Origin of the sequence: Brevundimonas sp. (assembly GCF_027484365.1) — a bacterium.
GTDB lineage: Bacteria > Pseudomonadota > Alphaproteobacteria > Caulobacterales > Caulobacteraceae > Brevundimonas.
Map to the genome: position 1 here is coordinate 124,113 of NZ_JAIXTC010000023.1, position 15,899 is coordinate 140,011.

A 15,899-nucleotide genomic window follows, 5' to 3' on the forward strand; every position below is an offset into this window, starting at 1 on the left:
GCCCATGGCGCTGGGCGATCTCGGCAGGATCGACGAGGTCATCCACGGCCGGATGCGGCTGGGGATCATGGTCTATCTGGCCGACGTCGAGACCGCCGACTTCACCGAGCTGAAGACCGTGTTGGAGGCGACCCAGGGCAATCTGTCGGTCCACCTCAAGAAGCTTGAAGAGGCGGGCCATGTCGCCATCCACAAGAGCTTCCAGAACAACAAGCCGTTGACCCGCGTGACCCTGACCCCCTCTGGCCGAAAGGCGTTCGCGGCCTATCTTGAGGCCCTGGGCGGACTGATCGGAAAGAGGGACTGATGGCGCCGATGGTCGTCGATCCGGAGCGGGTGCAGGCGTTCGCGGACGGCGCGGCTTTTCACGACTGGCTGGCGAAGCACCACGCCGCAGAGGCCGAGGTCTGGATCCGGGTGTTCAAGGTCGGGTCGGGGACGCCCAGCGTCAGCTGGAAGGAGGCCATCCCGGTCGCCCTGGCCTGGGGCTGGATCGACGGGGTTCGAAAGAGCCTGGACGAGGTCAGCTTCCTGCAGCGGTTCACACCGCGGGGGCCGAAGAGCAGCTGGAGCGAGATCAATGTCGCCCATGCCGAGCGGATGATCGCCGACGGAACGATGCAGCCGTCGGGTCTCAAACATGTCGAGGCGGCCAGGGCCGACGGGCGCTGGGAGAGGACCTACCGGATCAAGGGCGCCGAGGTCCCCGCGGACCTGCAGGCGGCCATCGATGCGGAGCCGGAGGCCAGGGCGCTGTTCGCCGAGCTGACGTCGCAGAACCGGTTCGCCCTGATCCACCGCACCAACGCCCTGAAAACCGAGGCAGGGCGGAAGAAGAAGATCGCCGATCTCGTCGCCATGCTGAAGTGGGGCGAGACCCCCTATCCGCAGACGCGCGCATGAGCGTCGTCTCGCGGACCCGCGTCATGGGCATCCTGAACGTCACGCCGGACAGTTTCTCCGACGGGGGGCTCCACGCCTCGGTCGAGGCCGGCCTGGCCCAGGCGATGAAGCTGATCGGCGACGGGGCGGACATCCTCGACATCGGCGGGGAATCGACGCGCCCGGGCGCCGAGCCGGTCGATGTCCACGAAGAGATCGCGCGGACGGCGCCGGTGATCGCGGCGGTTCATGCGCGCTGGCACGGACCGATCTCGATCGACACGATGAAGCCCGAGACCGCCCGGGCGGCGGTGGCGGCCGGGGCCACGATCTGGAACGACGTCACGGCCCTGACCTGGGCGCCCGACGCACCCGAGGTCGCCGCCGAACTGGGGTGCGAGGTCGTCCTGATGCATATGCTCGGCGAGCCGCGCAGCATGCAGGTGGAGCCGCGATACACGGACGTGGTCGCGGAGGTACGTGACTATCTGGCCGCCCGGGCCGAGGCGGCGATGGCGGCGGGGGTGTTGCGCGAGCGGATCACGCTGGATCCCGGCATCGGCTTCGGCAAGACGATCGAGCACAACCTGGCCCTGATCGCGGGGCTGGGAACGCTGGTCGAGCTCGGCTTCCCAGTGCTGATGGGGGCGAGCCGCAAGCGGATGATCCGCAACATCGACCCCTCGGCGACCGAGGCGGGAGACCGGCTGGGCGGGTCGCTGGCGATCGCCCTGGATGCGGCGCGGCGTGGAGCGTCCATCGTGCGGGTCCATGACGTGCGCGAGACGGTCCAGGCGCTCACGATGCAGGCCGCGATCGAAGCGGTCTGGTCGTCATCGTCTTTCTGAGCAGCAACAGGGCGAAGACGACGGCCGACATGGCCAGATAGGCGACAAGACCGTTGAGCGTTGCGGCCGGCAGGTCTGCCAGAAGCAAGGTGTCATTGCCCCCGGGCACCAGACTGGCTCCGAACGCCATCACCGCTCCGCCGCCGATCGATCGTGACACGGCGACCGCACCGGGGGGCCTGAAACGGAACGTCCGGCGGCGAATTCCCGCCGTGATCGCCCCGGTGCAAAGCAGGCCGAACATGATCAGGCCGAGAGCGCCGGCCATCATTGGTCCGGACATGCCGAAGACCGGCGACAGGCCGGTCGGATGCAAGGCATCCACCCCGCTCCGGACGGCGTCGGCGACGGTCCAGCCGGGCGTTATGGCGAACAGCAGGGCGCCACTGACGCCCAGCACAACCATCGACACCCGTCCCGGCCAGTGGATCAGATCTCCGCTGTCCCCTGACCGCCGCATCAGGGCCCAGCCCAGGAGCAGCAGTCCGCCGAACATCATCAACACAGCGATGCCGGCGAATGACAGAGGGGCCAGGGAATTTGGCAGGCCCATGGGGGAGGACGGCAGAATGCGGTCGGCCATGGCGAACCCTATGAACAGACCGACGGGCAGACCCAGAAACCGCATCTTGCCATCCCCGATCCGCGATACGCTGCCCAGCAGACAGGCCCGGTTCAGGACGGCTCCGACCCCCAGAAGTCCGGCCCCGAGGACCAACCCCCAACCCACGGGCCGTTCGGGCGCAAGGTGCACAATCCCGCCCGAGAACCAGGCCAGCGGTAGCCAGACCATGCCGGCCGTAGCCACGGCCACGCCAAAACCGATCAGCATCCAGGCCTGCCGCTCGTCGATCAACTGACGCGCTGCCGTGACCGCGCAGGTCGTTCCCTGATTGAGCGCATAGCCCATGAGCAGGGCGCTGCCGGCAGCGACCAGAACGAGAGCAACGGTCAGGATCATTGTCGGCGCGGTCTCCCAAAGGCTGTCATTCGCTGAAACCGGTGCAAAGGCTACGTCGTGCGCTTGCCCGGTTATGCCCGTTGCCGCATCTGTGCGAGATGTCAGATCGCCGTTCTCCACTTCCCTGCCGCGTCCTGATCATCGCCGGGTCCGACTCCGGCGGCGGGGCGGGGATCCAGGCGGACATCAAGGCCGTGACGGCCATGGGCGGCTATGCGGCGACGGCGATCACGGCGATCACGGTGCAGAACACCCTCGGCGTCCACGGCGTCCACCCCCTGCCGCTCGACCTGATCGAGGCCCAGGCGCGGGCGGTGCTGGATGACATCGGCGCCGATGCGATCAAGACCGGGATGCTGGGCTCGGTCGCGGTGGTGGAACGGGTCGCGGCCATTCTCGACACGTCGAACGCCCCCGCGGTGGTCGACCCGGTCATGGTGGCCAAGGGCGGGGCGGCCCTGCTGGACGACGACGCGGTGTCGGCCGTGCGCAGCCTGATGATCCCGCGCGCGGCCCTGCTGACGCCCAATGCGCCGGAGGCCGAGGCCCTGACCGGGATCCTGGTGGCGGATCTGGACGGCCAGCGCCGGGCGGGCGCGGCCCTGCTCGAACTGGGCGCGAAGGCGGTGCTGATGAAGGGCGGTCATGTGCCGGGTCAGACGGTCGTCGATCTGCTGGTCACGGCGTCGGGCGAGACCCTGCTGGAGGGTCCGCGCATCGAGACGAACTCCACCCACGGCACCGGCTGCACCCTGGCCAGCGCCATCGCGGCCGGGCTGGCGCTGGGCCGGCCGCTGGAGGTCGCGGTGGCCGAGGCCTGGGCCTATGTCTCCGAGGCGATCCGGCGCGCGCCCGGTCTGGGCCAGGGGCACGGACCGCTGGATCACGGCTGGCCGTTGAAGGACGCGCGATGAGCGACCTCGAGGCGCGCCTGGTCGAGATCGTCCGGGCGGACGCCGACCTGATGCAGGTGCTGACGACGGTGCGCGGGCTCGGCCTGCCGGACTGGCGGGTGTTTTCGGGCGCGGTCTATCAGTCGGTCTGGAATGCCGTGACGGGCCGGCCGGTCGGCTACGGCCGCAAGGATTTCGACCTCGGCTATTTCGACCCGGACACGTCCTGGGACGCTGAGGATGTCGTCATCAAGCGGGTCGCCGCGGCCTTCGACGAGCCGTTCCGCAGCGATGTCGAGGTCCGCAACCAGGCGCGGGTGCATCTGTGGTTCATGGACCGGTTCGGCGAGGACTACGAACCGCTGCCGGACACCGACGCGGCCCTGGCGCGGTTCGTGGCACCGGCCTTCGCGATCGGGGTGCGGCTGGACGACGACGATATGATCAGCGTCGCCGCCCCCTTCGGGCTTCAGGACGTGTTCGGCATGGTGATCCGGCCCAATCCGAACCGGCCTCCGGCCAAGGGTTGGGACAAGGTCGTCGCCAGCGCCCGCTCGCGCTGGCCCGAGCTTCAGGTCGTGGGCGACAGCACCGGATAGATGTCCCGGTCGACCCGCTCCATGTGGCGCAGGGGGTCGGCGGCTTCGAAACCGTATTGCGCATAGAGGCCGTGGGCGTCGGCGGTGGCCAGGCCCCACCGGCGCAGACCCTGCAGCCGGGGATCGGCGTGGATGTCCTGCATCAGCCGTTTCCCCAGACCTCGACCACGTGCGCGGTCGTCGACGAAGACGTCGCACAGCCAGGCGAAGGTCGCCTGATCGGTCACCACACGGGCGAAGGCGAGAAGCTCGCCGTCCTCCACCAGGCCGAAGCAGAGCGATCCGGCGCAGGCGCGCGAGAAGGTGTCCCAAGGGATCCGGGCACCCCAGTAGCTTTCCTCGGCGATCCAGCGCCACGCCGTGCGCAATTGGGCCTCATCGAAGGTGGTCGTCAGGGTGGCGGTCATGGGCGGGTCCGTCTGGTCTCCCCTCGCGTCCTAGCTTAAGCCGTTCGGCATGCGCCAGTGGACCGTCGACGCCTTCGCCGAACGCCCGTTCATGGGCAACCCCGCCGCCGTGGTTCAGCCGCTCGACGCCTGGCCGGACGCCGGCTGGATGCAGGCGCTGGCGGCCGAGAACAACCACTCCGAGACCGCCTTCCTGCGCACGACGGCCAGTCCGTCGCGGTTCGACTTGCGCTGGTTCACGCCTTCGACCGAGGTGTCCCTTTGCGGTCACGCGACCCTGGCGGCGGCGCATGTGCTTTGGCGCGAACTGGGGGTCGAGGCGCGGCAACTGACTTTCGATACGGCGTCGGGGCCTCTGACGGTGGGGCGGTTCGGCGAGGGCTACGAGATGGACTTCCCGGCGGATCCGCTGACACGGGTCGAGACGCCGAAGGGGCTGGCCGAGGCCCTCGGCGCCGCGCCGCTCGAGGTGTGGGCCAGTCGATATCTGATCGCGATCATGGCGGATGCCGCCACGGTGCGCGGCCTGACGCCGGATATCCCGGCCCTGCTGGCCTTCGGCGACGGGGCGATCGAACGGGGACAGGTGATCGCCGCCGCCCTGTCGGGTGACCCCGGCGTCGATGTCGTGGACCGTTTCTTCGGGCCGGGCTGTGGTCTGGACGAGGATCCGGCGACAGGTTCGGCCCGCTGCGGTCTGGCGCCATTGTTCGCGATGAAGCTGGACCGGAGCACTGTCACCTTTGAACAGGTCTATCCGGGTCGGGGCGCCCGGTTCGAGACCGAGTTGACCGGCGACCGGGTGCTGATCCGGGGGCATGCGGTGACGGTGATGGGCTCGGTGCTGCGGTTCTGAGGCGAGAGGCCCGTTTCCCCCGATGTTAAACGTCCCTAAGCTATGCGTTCAGCCGCCGTTCAGAGCGCCGGCCTCATAAGACGCCCCATGACCCGCCTGTCCGCCATCCTCCTGTCCGCCCTGATCGCCGCAGCCCCGCTGAGCGCCGCGAACGCGCAGGACCGTGGCAATCGCGGAGACCGGGGCAATCAGGAGTTCCAGCGCGAGCCGCGCCGCATCTCCGAGGCGGAGGCCCAGGGCATCGCCCAGTCCCGGGCGCGGGGCGCCCGCTTCGTCGGGTCGCTGGGCCTGCGCGGCAACAGCTATGTCTTCCGCTTCGAGCGCGACGGTCAGATCATCGACATCTCCGTCGATTCGCGCGGCTGACGGATACGAAGGACCACACCATGCGAGTTCTCCTGGTCGAAGATGACGCCGACCTGTCGCGACAGCTGAAACAGGCGCTGGGCGATGCCGGCTATGCGGTCGACCATGCCGCGGACGGCGAGGAAGCCCACTTCCTCGGCGACACCGAACCCTATGACGTGGTCGTGCTCGACCTCGGCCTGCCCAAGATCGACGGCGTGTCGGTGCTCGAGCGCTGGCGGCGCGACGGCAAGGCGACGCCGGTCCTGATCCTGACGGCGCGCGGCGCCTGGTCGGACAAGGTCTCGGGCTTCGACGCCGGGGCCGACGACTATCTGACCAAGCCCTTCCACACCGAGGAACTGCTGGCCCGCCTGCGGGCCCTGCTGCGGCGCTCGGCCGGGATCGCTTCGGCGACCCTGGCCTGCGGCGGCCTGAGGCTGGACCCGCGTGCGGCCCGGGCCACGGTCAGCGGCGAGCCCCTGAGGCTGACCTCGCTGGAGTACCGGCTGCTGCACTACATGATGATGCACCAGGGTCGGGTCATCAGCCGGACCGAACTGGTCGAGCACCTGTACGACCAGGACTTCGATCGCGATTCCAACACCATCGAGGTCTTCATCGGCCGGCTGCGCAAGAAGGTCGGGTCCGACCGGATCGAGACCGTGCGCGGGCTCGGCTATCGACTGACGCCTCTGGCGGGCGAGTCCGAAGCCGCGTGAGCGACGACGCCCCGGCGCCCCGGCCTGTGACGAAACCGTCCTGGGGGCGCTGGTTCGGTCGGCCGGGCCGCAGCCTGACGCGCCGGCTGATCTGGCTGGCCTCGGCCTGGATCGTCGTGGCCCTGATGCTGACGGGCTGGATGCTGACCAGCCAGTATCAGGAGAGTGCTCTGCGCCGCCTGGGCAACTCCCTCGGCGGGGTGATCGACGATGTCGTGATCGCCAGCGTGATGACGCCCGAAGGGCTTCAGGTCGCCGAGATCAAGGACGCCCCGACCCTGCGCGGCCTGTCGGGCAAATACTGGATGGTTGGCGAGGTCGACACCGAGGGCGGCTTCGTCGTCCTGGCGAAGTCTCCGTCCCTGTCCGGCGAGAGCCTGTACGTCGATCCCGAACTGCCCGCGCGTCTGCAGGCGTCGATGGGGGCGACGCTCAGCTACAACGACCCCGGCATATTGCCCGACGGGGCCCAGCCGCTACGCATCGCCGCCAGCATGAAGGCGCTCAACGGCAGGCCCTTCGTCTTCATGGCGGGGATCGACCGGTCCGAGATCGACATGGACACGCGCCAGTTCGCCACCTTCACCTGGACGGCCCTGCTGATCCTGGGCATCGGACTGGTCATCGCCGTCTTCCTGCAGGTCCAGATCGGACTGCGGCCCCTGTTCGACCTGCGGGTCGAGATCGCCAATGTGCGCAAGGGCAAGGCGGCGCGGATCGAGAAGGCCTATCCGACCGAGATCCAGCCCCTGGCCGAACAGGTCAACCGGCTGCTTGATCACAATCAGGAGGTGGTGGACCGCCAGCGGACCCACGTCGGCAACCTGGCCCACGCCCTGAAGACGCCCTTGTCCGTGATGCTGGCCGAGGCGGGGTCCGACGCCGGGCCGCTCGCCGACATCGTCCGGCGTCAGTCGGAGGTGATGAAGGGCCAGGTCGATCACCACCTGCGCCGCGCCCGCGCCGCCGCCCGCGCCGCCCACGGCCTGGGCGAAAAGACGCCGGTGGGCGAGGTCATCGACGAACTGGCGGTCATGCTGGAGCGGGTGTTCCAGTCGAAGGACGTGGAGATCGACTGGCGGGCGCCCGACGAACTGGCCTTCCTCGGCGAGCGTCAGGACCTGCAGGAGATCCTCGGCAATCTGATGGAGAACGCCTGCAAATGGTCGACACGCCGGGTGCGGGTCTCCGCCGGCGCGAGCGGCCTGGGTCAGATGATCGCCGTGGTCGAGGACGACGGCCCGGGCCTGCCGGTCGAGCAGCGCGACGACGCCCTGAAGCGCGGAGCCCGGATGGATGAGAACGCGCCGGGATCCGGACTGGGCCTGGCGATCGTGGACGACCTGACCCGCGCCTATGGCGGCCGGCTGACCCTGGCGGCGAGCGACCTTGGCGGGCTCAAGGCCGTGCTGGAGTTGCCGGCCGCCGAAGCCTGAACCCGCGCTTCCGGATTCTTAACCTCGTGCCTTCACTGTGAATTTCGGCCGTGCTTTCGCGGCTGACGGAGGTGGCATGGCCGAGCTGTCGGTCGCTCAGCGTGCAGTGCTCGCCCAGATGCTGGAGCGAGTGCCCGACCGCGTCCTGAACACCCTGTCGCTCGCTGTCGCCCAGATGCCCGGGGAGCGCGCCGCCGCGCTCAGCATCATGCTGGCGGACGAGACCATCGACCGGCGTCGCCGCGCCATCGCCTTTGCCCCCCTGTTGCCGATGTTCCAGCGCCGTCCCGACGGCGTCGAGGCCCTGACCTTCCCGTCCGGCGTCCTGCCCCGCTTGTGGAAGGCGGCGTCCAGCAAGGAGCCCGAGCTTCTGATGGAGCTCGACGACTATCGCCCGATCGAGGAAAATCCGAAGATGCGGGCCGTCGCCGACCGCATCTGCGTCGCCGCGGCCGCCGCCGTGCGGGACCTGCCCGATCTCGTCTGGCCGTCCAACGGCGGCGATGAAACCGTTCGCACAAGAGGGCTGGATGAGCTGGCCCTCTGTTTCGATCTGGCGGCCATGGCCCGGCGCGGCCTGCTCAATCTGCCCGATCTGATCCTGCGTCCGACCGGCGACCAGCTGGCCGAGCTCCGCCTGTTGATTCGCGACAGCGCCGAGATCACCGCCGACGGCGGTCCGCGCATGCTGGAGATCATGTTCGCACACCTCGGGGACGCCTCCCTGATCCTGCGGCTGGTGGTCCATTCGTCGAAGGCCTCCGCCAAGGAGGCCCTGCTGTCGGAATCGGAGATGGCGGTCTTCGTCAATCGTCTGATCGCCGAGGTCGAGGCGAGGGTGACGCGCATCGCCTCGTACAAGCCGGGGGCCAAGGCCGACCCCGGGCCCGGTCTGCGCGCCGACATCGCCTGGTGCGCCGAGACCCTCGGCGAACTCGACATCACCCTGCGGCTCGATCCCGAAGGCGCCTGGGGCAAGCAGGCGCGTGAGGCCCGCGAACGGATCAACAAGAGTCTGTCGGGCACCCTGCGGTCGCTGGACAAGACGATGGACAGGCTGATGCCGTCCAAGGCGGTCAAGACCGCCGGCCGGATGACCAAACAGGCGCCGGATCTGGACGCCGATGCGCCGCCGCTCGAGACGGTCGAGACGGCCGTCCTGCAATTGACCCTGCTCGGCGCCCTGCGGACCGCGGCCCAGGTGTTCGGCTGCGAGACCCTGCGCTCGCAGCTGGTGCAGTCGGTGACCGAGAAGATCACCAACTGGGTCGACATGGTCATCGAGGCCGTGAACGCGGGCGAGGCTCCCGATCAACGCAAGTCGCTGGCCATGGTCGAGACCCTGGCCAAATGTCTGCTTCTGATCGAGGCGACCGACGCCGCCCGCACCGTTCGACGGCGGGCCGGCGCCGCGGGCGCAAGGGCGTCGCTCGAAGAGGAACGCTCGCCCCGGGCCGCCTGATCCGCTAATCATCGCGGATGATCGTTTTCTGGACCCTGGCCGGCCTCGCCACGGCGCTGGCCGGACTGCTGGTGTTGAGCCTTGCAAGGCGCGGCGTGGACCGCGAACAGCCTGTGTCGGACACGGGCGCGGCCGAACTGTCCGAGCTGGATCGCCTGAAATCGCGCGGTCTGCTGGACGAGGAGGCCTGGTCGGCCGCAAGGGCCGAGGCGGGGCGCCGTCTGCTGGCGGGCGCATCGCCGGACGTCGCCCCCCGGGTCGGTGGGCGGGACCGGACGGTCGTTATGGCCGGGCTGGTCGGGGCGGTCGCCGCGACACTCAGCCTGTATCTGGTCATCGGTGATCCCGGACTGCCGGATCAGCCCTATGAGCGCCGGATCGACGAATGGGCGGCCGGCCCCGAAACCCTCGACGCGCCCCGGATCGCGGCGGTCCTGAGCCGCGCGGTCAAGCGCGAGCCCGAAAACCGCACCGCCCTGACCATGCTCGGCGCGGCCCGGTTCGAGGCGGGAGATCCGATCGGCGCGGCCTCGGCCTTCCGCCGCGCCCTGGCGCTGGATCCGGACGACGCGACCAGCTGGGCGCGACTGGGCGAGAGCCTTGTGCGGGCGGCCGACGGGAGTGTCGGCGGCGATGCGGAGGCGGCCTTCAGCCGGGCCCTGTCGCTCGATCCCGATCAACTGGGCGCACGCTTCTTCCTCGGCGAGGCGGCGCTGTCCCGCGGCGATGTCGTCAAGGCCCGTGAAGTCTGGGCGCCCTTGATCGCCGCGCTCGATCCCTCGGATCCGCGCCGAACCGAACTCGTCAGCCGACTGGACGCGGCGGCATGACCCGTTGGAGCCGGCCGGGAGTGGCGCTATACGGCGCGACCTCTGCCTTCCCGGAACCCGTCGTCCGTCCATGAGCTGGCTACCCAAATCGCCGAAGGCGCGCCGTCGCCTGTGGGTCGTGGCCGCCGCCGCGCCGGTGCTGGCGGTCGCGGTCGGCCTGTCGCTGTGGGCGATGCAGGACAGCGTGACCTTCTTCTTCTCGCCGTCGGAAGCGACCGCCCAGGCTGCGCCTGAGGGTCGTGTCATCCGGCTGGGCGGACTGGTCGAGACAGGCAGTGTGCAGCAGCACGGCACGACAGTGGCCTTTTCCGTCACGGACAACGCCGCGACCAGCCGGGTGATCTACGAGGGCGACCTGCCCGACCTGTTCCGCGAGGGGCAGGGGATCGTGGCCCAGGGCCGCTTCGGACCCGACCGCGTCTTCCATGCCGACACCGTCCTGGCCAAGCATGACGAGACCTATATGCCGCGCGAGGTCGCCGATCGGCTGAAGGCCAAGGGCGAGTGGCGGCCCGAGGGCGGACCGCGCCCGGACAGCCCTGCGGGCGACAGCGCTCAAAGACCTCTATGATCGTCGAATTCGGCGCCTTCGCCCTGGTCCTCGCCCTGATGCTGTCGGTGCTGCAGACCGGCCTGGCGACCGTCGGGCGCGTGCGGTCCAGCCCGCTTCTGGCCGGCGGATCGGAGGGCGCCGCCATCGGTGCCGCCCTGGCCACGGCCCTCGCGTTCGGAGCCCTGATCTTCGCCTTCGCGACCTCGGACTTCTCGGTCGCCAACGTCGCCAACAACAGCCACACCGACAAGCCGATGCTCTACAAGGTCGCCGCGGCCTGGGGCAGCCACGAGGGGTCTCTGGTCCTGTGGTGTCTGGTCATGACCGGGTTCGGCGCGGCCCTGACCCGGGCGCGCGGCCTGCCGTTCGGGCTGAAGACCTCGGCGGTCGGGGTGCAGGGCGGACTGGGGGCCCTGTTCCTGGCCTTCGCCGTCTTCACCTCCAATCCGTTCGAGCGGATCGACCCCGCGCCGTTCCAGGGCCTGTCGTTGAACCCGCTGCTGCAGGATCCGGCCCTCGCGATCCATCCGCCCATGCTCTACGCGGGCTATGTCGGCTTCTCGGTGACCTTTTCGCTGGCCGTCGCTGCCCTGATCGAAGGGCGGGCCTTTACCGGCTTCTGGCCGGCCTGGGGACGCTGGGTCCGGCCCTGGGCCCTGGCCAGCTGGGTCTTCCTGACGGCCGGAATCACACTCGGGTCCTTCTGGGCCTATTACGAACTCGGCTGGGGCGGCTGGTGGTTCTGGGATCCGGTCGAGAACGCCAGCTTCCTGCCCTGGCTGGCGGGCGCGGCCCTGCTGCACTCGGCGGTGGTGACCGAGCGGCGCGGGGCGCTGGCGGGCTGGACCGTCTTCCTGGCGCTTCTGGCCTTCAGCTTCTCCATGCTGGGCGCCTTCCTGGTGCGATCCGGAGTCCTGACCTCGGTCCATGCCTTCGCGGTCGATCCCGAGCGGGGGCTGATGCTTCTGGGCATTCTCGGCGTCACGGCCGGCTCGGCCTTCGCCCTGTTCGCCTGGCGCGCGCCACAGCTGAAGGGGGGCGGCCTGTTCGCGCCCGTCAGCCGCGAGGGCGCCCTGGTGCTGAACAACCTGTTCCTGACCGTCGCCGCCGTAACCGTGCTTCTGGGCACCCTCTATCCCCTGATCCTCGAGGCGGCGACCGGTGCGACCATCTCGGTGGGCCCGCCCTATTTCGCCCTGACCTTCACCCCTCTGATGGCGGTCGCCTTCCTGATCCTGCCCGCCGGTCCGCTGCTGGCCTGGAAGCGGGGAGACCTGAAGGGGGCGATGCAGAGGCTGGCGGTCGCAGCGGGTCTGGCCATCGCCTGCGGCTTCGTCGGCTGGCTGGCGTTCGAACCGAGGAAGGCCTTCGCGGCCGCCGGTCTGGCCGTCGGGGCCTGGCTGATCCTCGGGGCCCTGGCCGAGGTGGTCGAGCGCGTCCGTCTGTTCCGGGCCCCGCTGGCCGAGGTCGGTCGCCGCATGCGTGGCCTGCCGCTCGGCGCCTGGGGCATGACCCTGGCGCATGCGGGGCTGGGCCTGTTCGTGCTCGGCGCCGTGGTCGAGACCGGCTTCAAGGTCGAGGCCGCCGCCCCCCTGCCCATCGGCGGCGAGGTCCATGCCGGACCCTGGGCCGTAACGCTCGACAAGGTCGAGATCGTCGAGGGCCCCAACTATCTGGCCGAGCGCGGCACCCTGACCGTGGCCTCGACCGATGGCCGCGCCGTCCCGCGCACCATCACGGCCGAGCGCCGCTTCTTCCCCGCCGGGGGACAGACGACGACCGAGGTCGGTCTCGATTTCCGGGGCCTGGACGACGTCTATGTCGTCATGGGCGAGCGTCGTAGCACCCCTGAGGCGGCCCAGGCCTGGACCGTGCGGGTCTACTACAATCCGTGGGCGCGGCTGATCTTCCTCGGCCCGTTCGTCATGGCCCTGGGCGGGGTCCTGTCCCTGCTCGACCGCCGACTGAGGCTGGCGGTGAGCGGGAAGCGGAAAGTGGCCGCATGAGCCCTTTCATTTCCGCTCATCCCCGCGAAAGCGGGGATCCAGTGCTTTTGCTAGGCACGGTACTTGGGATTGCTTCCATCGACCATCCAACAGCGCCGGAACGCCCGAAGAACTGGGTCCCCGCTTTCGCGGGGATGAGCGGAATTTGCTGGTTGGTCCTTGTCTGCCTCGCGTGGATTTTGCTCTCCACCGCCGCCCTCGCCCAGGAACCCGCCGCCCCGCCGGACCAGCCCCTGGCCTCGCCCGGTCAGGAAGCCCGCGCCCAGGCCATCTTCGAGGTCGTACGCTGCGTGGTCTGCCAGCACGAATCCATCGCCGACAGCCCGGCCGGGATCGCCGGCGACATGCGCCGTCTGATTCGCGAAGAGATCGCTTCGGGCGCCACCGATCAGGCGGTCAGGGACGATCTCGTGCGCCGTTACGGCGATTATGTCCTGTTCACCCCGCCGGTGCGGACCGGGACCTGGTTGCTGTGGTTCGGGCCGGCCCTGCTGGCGGGTCTGGGCGGCCTCGCCCTGTTCCTCTTCGCGCGCCGCAAGGCTGTCGAAACCGCGCCGCTTTCGCCCGACGAGGAACGTCGGCTGGCCGATCTTCTCCAAAGCGAAACAGTTCGCCCCGATCCTGACGCATCCGCGCCTCACGACGGGCGTTGAGGCGGACCAAGGCTCAGGGGTCGATGGTTGGCGAAAGCCGCTATCGCGCTATATCACAAGGCGAAACGGGTCTCCGGACCCAAGAAGGATCGAAAAGACACCGATGCTGAAGCGCAAGGAATTCATCCTGGGGGCCACTGTCGGCCTCGTGTTCGCGGCCGCCGCGACGGCCGGGGGCGTGATCGACTGGCCGGGCGCCAACGCCGCCGAGGCGAGCGGGCGACTGATTCCGTCCGCCGGGGCCTCGGGCCTCGCCTTCGCCCCGCCGCAGGGCGCGCCGCTGAGCTTCGCCGACATCTTCGACCAGGTCTCGCCCGCCGTGGTCCAGATCGACGTCGAGACCCCGATCGAACGCCCGCGCGGCGGCCTGATCCCCATTCCCGGCCTGCCCGGCTTCGGCTTCCAGGCCCCGCAGACACCCCAGGGTGAACAGGAGGAAGACGAAGACGCCCCGACCGCCCAGGGCGCCGGCTCCGGCTTCTTCATCTCGGCCGACGGCTTCATCGTCACCAACAACCACGTCGTGGCCAACGCGACCAAGATCACGGTCAAACTGGCGGACGGCCGCGAATTGCCGGGCCGTCTGGTCGGGCGCGACGCCGACACCGACCTGGCTGTGGTCAAGGTCGAGGGTTCGGACTTCAAGTTCGTCAGCTTCGAGGAAGCGGCCGAACCGCGAGTCGGCGACTGGGTCATCGCCGTCGGCAACCCGTTCGGTCTGGGCGGCACCGCCACGGCCGGCATCGTTTCGGCCCGCGCCCGCGACATCGGCGACGGCACCACGCCCTACACCGACTATCTGCAGATCGACGCCGCCATCAACCGGGGCAACTCGGGCGGCCCGACCTTCGACATCTATGGCCGCGTGATCGGCGTGAACTCGGCCATCTTCTCGCCGACGGGCGGCTCGGTCGGCATCGGCTTCGCCATCCCGGCGTCGATCGCCAAGTCGGTGACGGACAGGCTGATGAGCGGTCAGGCCATCGAGCGCGGCTATCTGGGGGTCCAGATCCAGAATCTGCTCGACGAGTATCGCGAGCCGCTCGGCCTGCCGGACGATCAGGAAGGCGCCTATATCGCCGATGTCACGCCGGGCGCTCCTGCGGAACAGGGCGGGCTTCGTGCGGGCGACATCGTTGTGGCCCTGAACGGGCGGCCGATTTCCTCGTCGTCCGACCTGACCCGTCAGGTCGGCCAGGCCGCGCCGGGAGACAATCTGCGACTGGAGATCCTGCGCGAGGGTCGCCGCCAGACGGTCAACATCCGTTCGGGCACGCGTCCCGCGGATATCAACGCGACTCTGCAAGGTCAGGACGAAGACGGCGACCAAAACCAACCAGGGCGTCCGCAGGCTCCGACGGGCGAGGTCGTCGAGGGCATGACGGTCGCGCCGATCACCGAAGCGCTGCGCTCACGCTTCTCCATTGACGAGGGCGTGCGCGGTCTGGTCGTCACCGCCGTCGCAGAAAGCTCACGCGCCGGCCGGGCCCAGGTACCGGCCGGCGCCGTGATCCAGCAGGCGAACGGCCGGCCTGTGGCGACGGTCACCGAGCTTCGCGCCGCTATCGCCTCGGCCCGCGAAGCAGGTCGAGAGAGTGTCCTGCTCCTGTTCCGGGTCCCACAGGGCAACCGGCCGTTCGTTCTGGAACTGTCGGACGCCAAGTAGTCCTGACCCTGAACAAGCCTTAACTCCCCAAGTCGCCGCCGATGGACTACCGTCGGCGGCGATTGTGATTCCGGAGGGGCTGGCTCGTGAAAATTCTTGTGGTCGAGGACGACGCCGAGGCGGCCCAGGCGATGGTGCGCGGTCTGACCGAGGCCGGCCACCTGGTGTCCCACGCCATCGACGGGGCCTATGGGCTGCTGGAGGCGCAGAAGGGCGACTACGACGTCTATGTGGTCGACCGGATGATGCCCCGCCTGGACGGCATCGGCATGGTCGAGACCCTGAGGAAGGACGGCGACCAGACGCCGGTCCTGTTCCTGTCCGCCATGGGCGAGGTCGAGGACCGGATCACGGGCCTGAAGGCCGGCGGCGACGACTATCTGGTCAAGCCCTACGCCTTCGCCGAGCTGATCGCCCGGGTCGAGGCCCTGTCGCGCCGTCGGGAGACGGGCGGGGTCCAGACCGTGCTGAAGGTCGGCGACCTGGAGATGAACCTGATCGCCCGCACCGTGCATCGCGGCACGTCCGAGATCGACCTTCAGCCGCGCGAGTTCCAGCTGCTGGAGTTCCTGATGCGCCACGCCGGCCAGTCGGTGACCCGCACCATGCTGCTGGAGAAGGTCTGGGAATACCATTTCGACCCCCAGACCAACGTCATCGACGTCCACATCTCTCGCCTGCGCTCAAAGATCGACAAGGGCTTCGACAAGGCGATGCTGCAGACGGTCCGTGGCGCGGGGTATCGGCTGGAGGCGTGAAAGCAGTGGCGAGTGGCGAGTG

General features: G+C 69.3%; 18 protein-coding genes. 16 read left to right on the plus strand and 2 right to left on the minus strand.

The genetic code is table 11. The features are described from left to right. Nucleotides 1-4: 4 nt before the first annotated feature. The 3 genes from Q0044_RS12330 to folP are packed head-to-tail and all read left to right on the plus strand — an operon-like array spanning nucleotide 5 to nucleotide 1,730. Nucleotides 5-307 (plus strand): winged helix-turn-helix domain-containing protein, encoded by a 303-nt coding sequence (locus tag Q0044_RS12330; protein ID WP_298162605.1) that lies wholly within the window; start codon nucleotides 5-7, stop codon nucleotides 305-307. Continuing rightward, a complete protein-coding gene (locus tag Q0044_RS12335) occupies nucleotides 307-903 on the plus strand; it encodes a YdeI/OmpD-associated family protein (RefSeq protein WP_298162606.1) in 597 nt (198 codons plus the stop codon). Before Q0044_RS12330 ends, Q0044_RS12335 begins: the two co-directional genes overlap by 1 nt. Continuing rightward, entirely contained in the window at nucleotides 900-1,730 is an 831-nt protein-coding gene (gene folP, locus Q0044_RS12340; RefSeq protein WP_298162608.1) for a dihydropteroate synthase, read from the plus strand. Before Q0044_RS12335 ends, folP begins: the two co-directional genes overlap by 4 nt. Here folP and Q0044_RS12345 read toward each other — a convergent pair. Then, nucleotides 1,681-2,691, minus strand: a complete 1,011-nt coding sequence (locus Q0044_RS12345; protein WP_298162609.1) for a YeeE/YedE thiosulfate transporter family protein — start codon at nucleotides 2,689-2,691, stop codon at nucleotides 1,681-1,683. The genes folP and Q0044_RS12345 overlap by 50 nt on opposite strands. A 98-nt stretch (nucleotides 2,692-2,789) precedes the next feature. On the opposite strand from Q0044_RS12345, the gene thiD reads away from it, so the two are divergent. After that, entirely contained in the window at nucleotides 2,790-3,605 is an 816-nt protein-coding gene (gene thiD, locus Q0044_RS12350; RefSeq protein ID WP_298162610.1) for a bifunctional hydroxymethylpyrimidine kinase/phosphomethylpyrimidine kinase, read from the plus strand. Then, nucleotides 3,602-4,183, plus strand: a complete 582-nt coding sequence (locus Q0044_RS12355) for a nucleotidyltransferase family protein (RefSeq protein WP_298162611.1) — start codon at nucleotides 3,602-3,604, stop codon at nucleotides 4,181-4,183. The genes thiD and Q0044_RS12355 overlap by 4 nt, the downstream gene beginning before the upstream one ends. Here Q0044_RS12355 and Q0044_RS12360 read toward each other — a convergent pair. Then, nucleotides 4,156-4,590: a GNAT family N-acetyltransferase gene (locus Q0044_RS12360; protein WP_298162613.1), complete on the minus strand. Its 435-nt coding sequence runs from the start codon at nucleotides 4,588-4,590 to the stop codon at nucleotides 4,156-4,158. The genes Q0044_RS12355 and Q0044_RS12360 overlap by 28 nt on opposite strands. 49 nt (nucleotides 4,591-4,639) lie before the next feature. On the opposite strand from Q0044_RS12360, the gene Q0044_RS12365 reads away from it, so the two are divergent. From Q0044_RS12365 to Q0044_RS12415, 11 genes are all read left to right on the plus strand, one after another. After that, a complete protein-coding gene (locus tag Q0044_RS12365; RefSeq protein ID WP_298162614.1) occupies nucleotides 4,640-5,446 on the plus strand; it encodes a PhzF family protein in 807 nt (268 codons plus the stop codon). 87 nt (nucleotides 5,447-5,533) lie between these two features. Beyond that, nucleotides 5,534-5,812 carry a hypothetical protein gene (locus Q0044_RS12370; protein ID WP_298162615.1) on the plus strand — a complete coding sequence of 93 codons (279 nt, stop codon included), beginning with the start codon at nucleotides 5,534-5,536 and terminating at the stop codon, nucleotides 5,810-5,812. A 20-nt stretch (nucleotides 5,813-5,832) separates the two neighbouring features. Then, nucleotides 5,833-6,513, plus strand: coding sequence for a response regulator transcription factor (locus tag Q0044_RS12375; RefSeq protein ID WP_298162617.1), 681 nt, complete (start codon nucleotides 5,833-5,835; stop codon nucleotides 6,511-6,513). Continuing rightward, entirely contained in the window at nucleotides 6,510-7,949 is a 1,440-nt protein-coding gene (locus Q0044_RS12380) for a sensor histidine kinase (RefSeq protein WP_298162619.1), read from the plus strand. Before Q0044_RS12375 ends, Q0044_RS12380 begins: the two co-directional genes overlap by 4 nt. 76 nt (nucleotides 7,950-8,025) lie before the next feature. Continuing rightward, the gene (locus Q0044_RS12385; protein WP_298162621.1) at nucleotides 8,026-9,411 is read left to right on the plus strand and encodes a hypothetical protein; all 1,386 of its coding nucleotides are present in this window, start codon (nucleotides 8,026-8,028) and stop codon (nucleotides 9,409-9,411) included. Between the two features lie 17 nt (nucleotides 9,412-9,428). Beyond that, nucleotides 9,429-10,241, plus strand: coding sequence for a c-type cytochrome biogenesis protein CcmI (gene ccmI, locus Q0044_RS12390; RefSeq protein ID WP_298162622.1), 813 nt, complete (start codon nucleotides 9,429-9,431; stop codon nucleotides 10,239-10,241). A gap of 70 nt (nucleotides 10,242-10,311) precedes the next feature. Further along, nucleotides 10,312-10,812, plus strand: a complete 501-nt coding sequence (ccmE, locus tag Q0044_RS12395) for a cytochrome c maturation protein CcmE (RefSeq protein ID WP_298162623.1) — start codon at nucleotides 10,312-10,314, stop codon at nucleotides 10,810-10,812. Then, a complete protein-coding gene (locus tag Q0044_RS12400) occupies nucleotides 10,809-12,800 on the plus strand; it encodes a heme lyase CcmF/NrfE family subunit (protein ID WP_298162624.1) in 1,992 nt (663 codons plus the stop codon). Before ccmE ends, Q0044_RS12400 begins: the two co-directional genes overlap by 4 nt. Nucleotides 12,801-12,979: 179 nt before the next feature. After that, nucleotides 12,980-13,453 (plus strand): cytochrome c-type biogenesis protein, encoded by a 474-nt coding sequence (locus tag Q0044_RS12405; protein ID WP_298162625.1) that lies wholly within the window; start codon nucleotides 12,980-12,982, stop codon nucleotides 13,451-13,453. 103 nt (nucleotides 13,454-13,556) lie between these two features. After that, a complete protein-coding gene (locus Q0044_RS12410; protein WP_298162626.1) occupies nucleotides 13,557-15,119 on the plus strand; it encodes a Do family serine endopeptidase in 1,563 nt (520 codons plus the stop codon). A gap of 86 nt (nucleotides 15,120-15,205) precedes the next feature. Continuing rightward, nucleotides 15,206-15,877 (plus strand): response regulator transcription factor, encoded by a 672-nt coding sequence (locus Q0044_RS12415; protein WP_298162627.1) that lies wholly within the window; start codon nucleotides 15,206-15,208, stop codon nucleotides 15,875-15,877. Nucleotides 15,878-15,899: the final 22 nt, after the last annotated feature.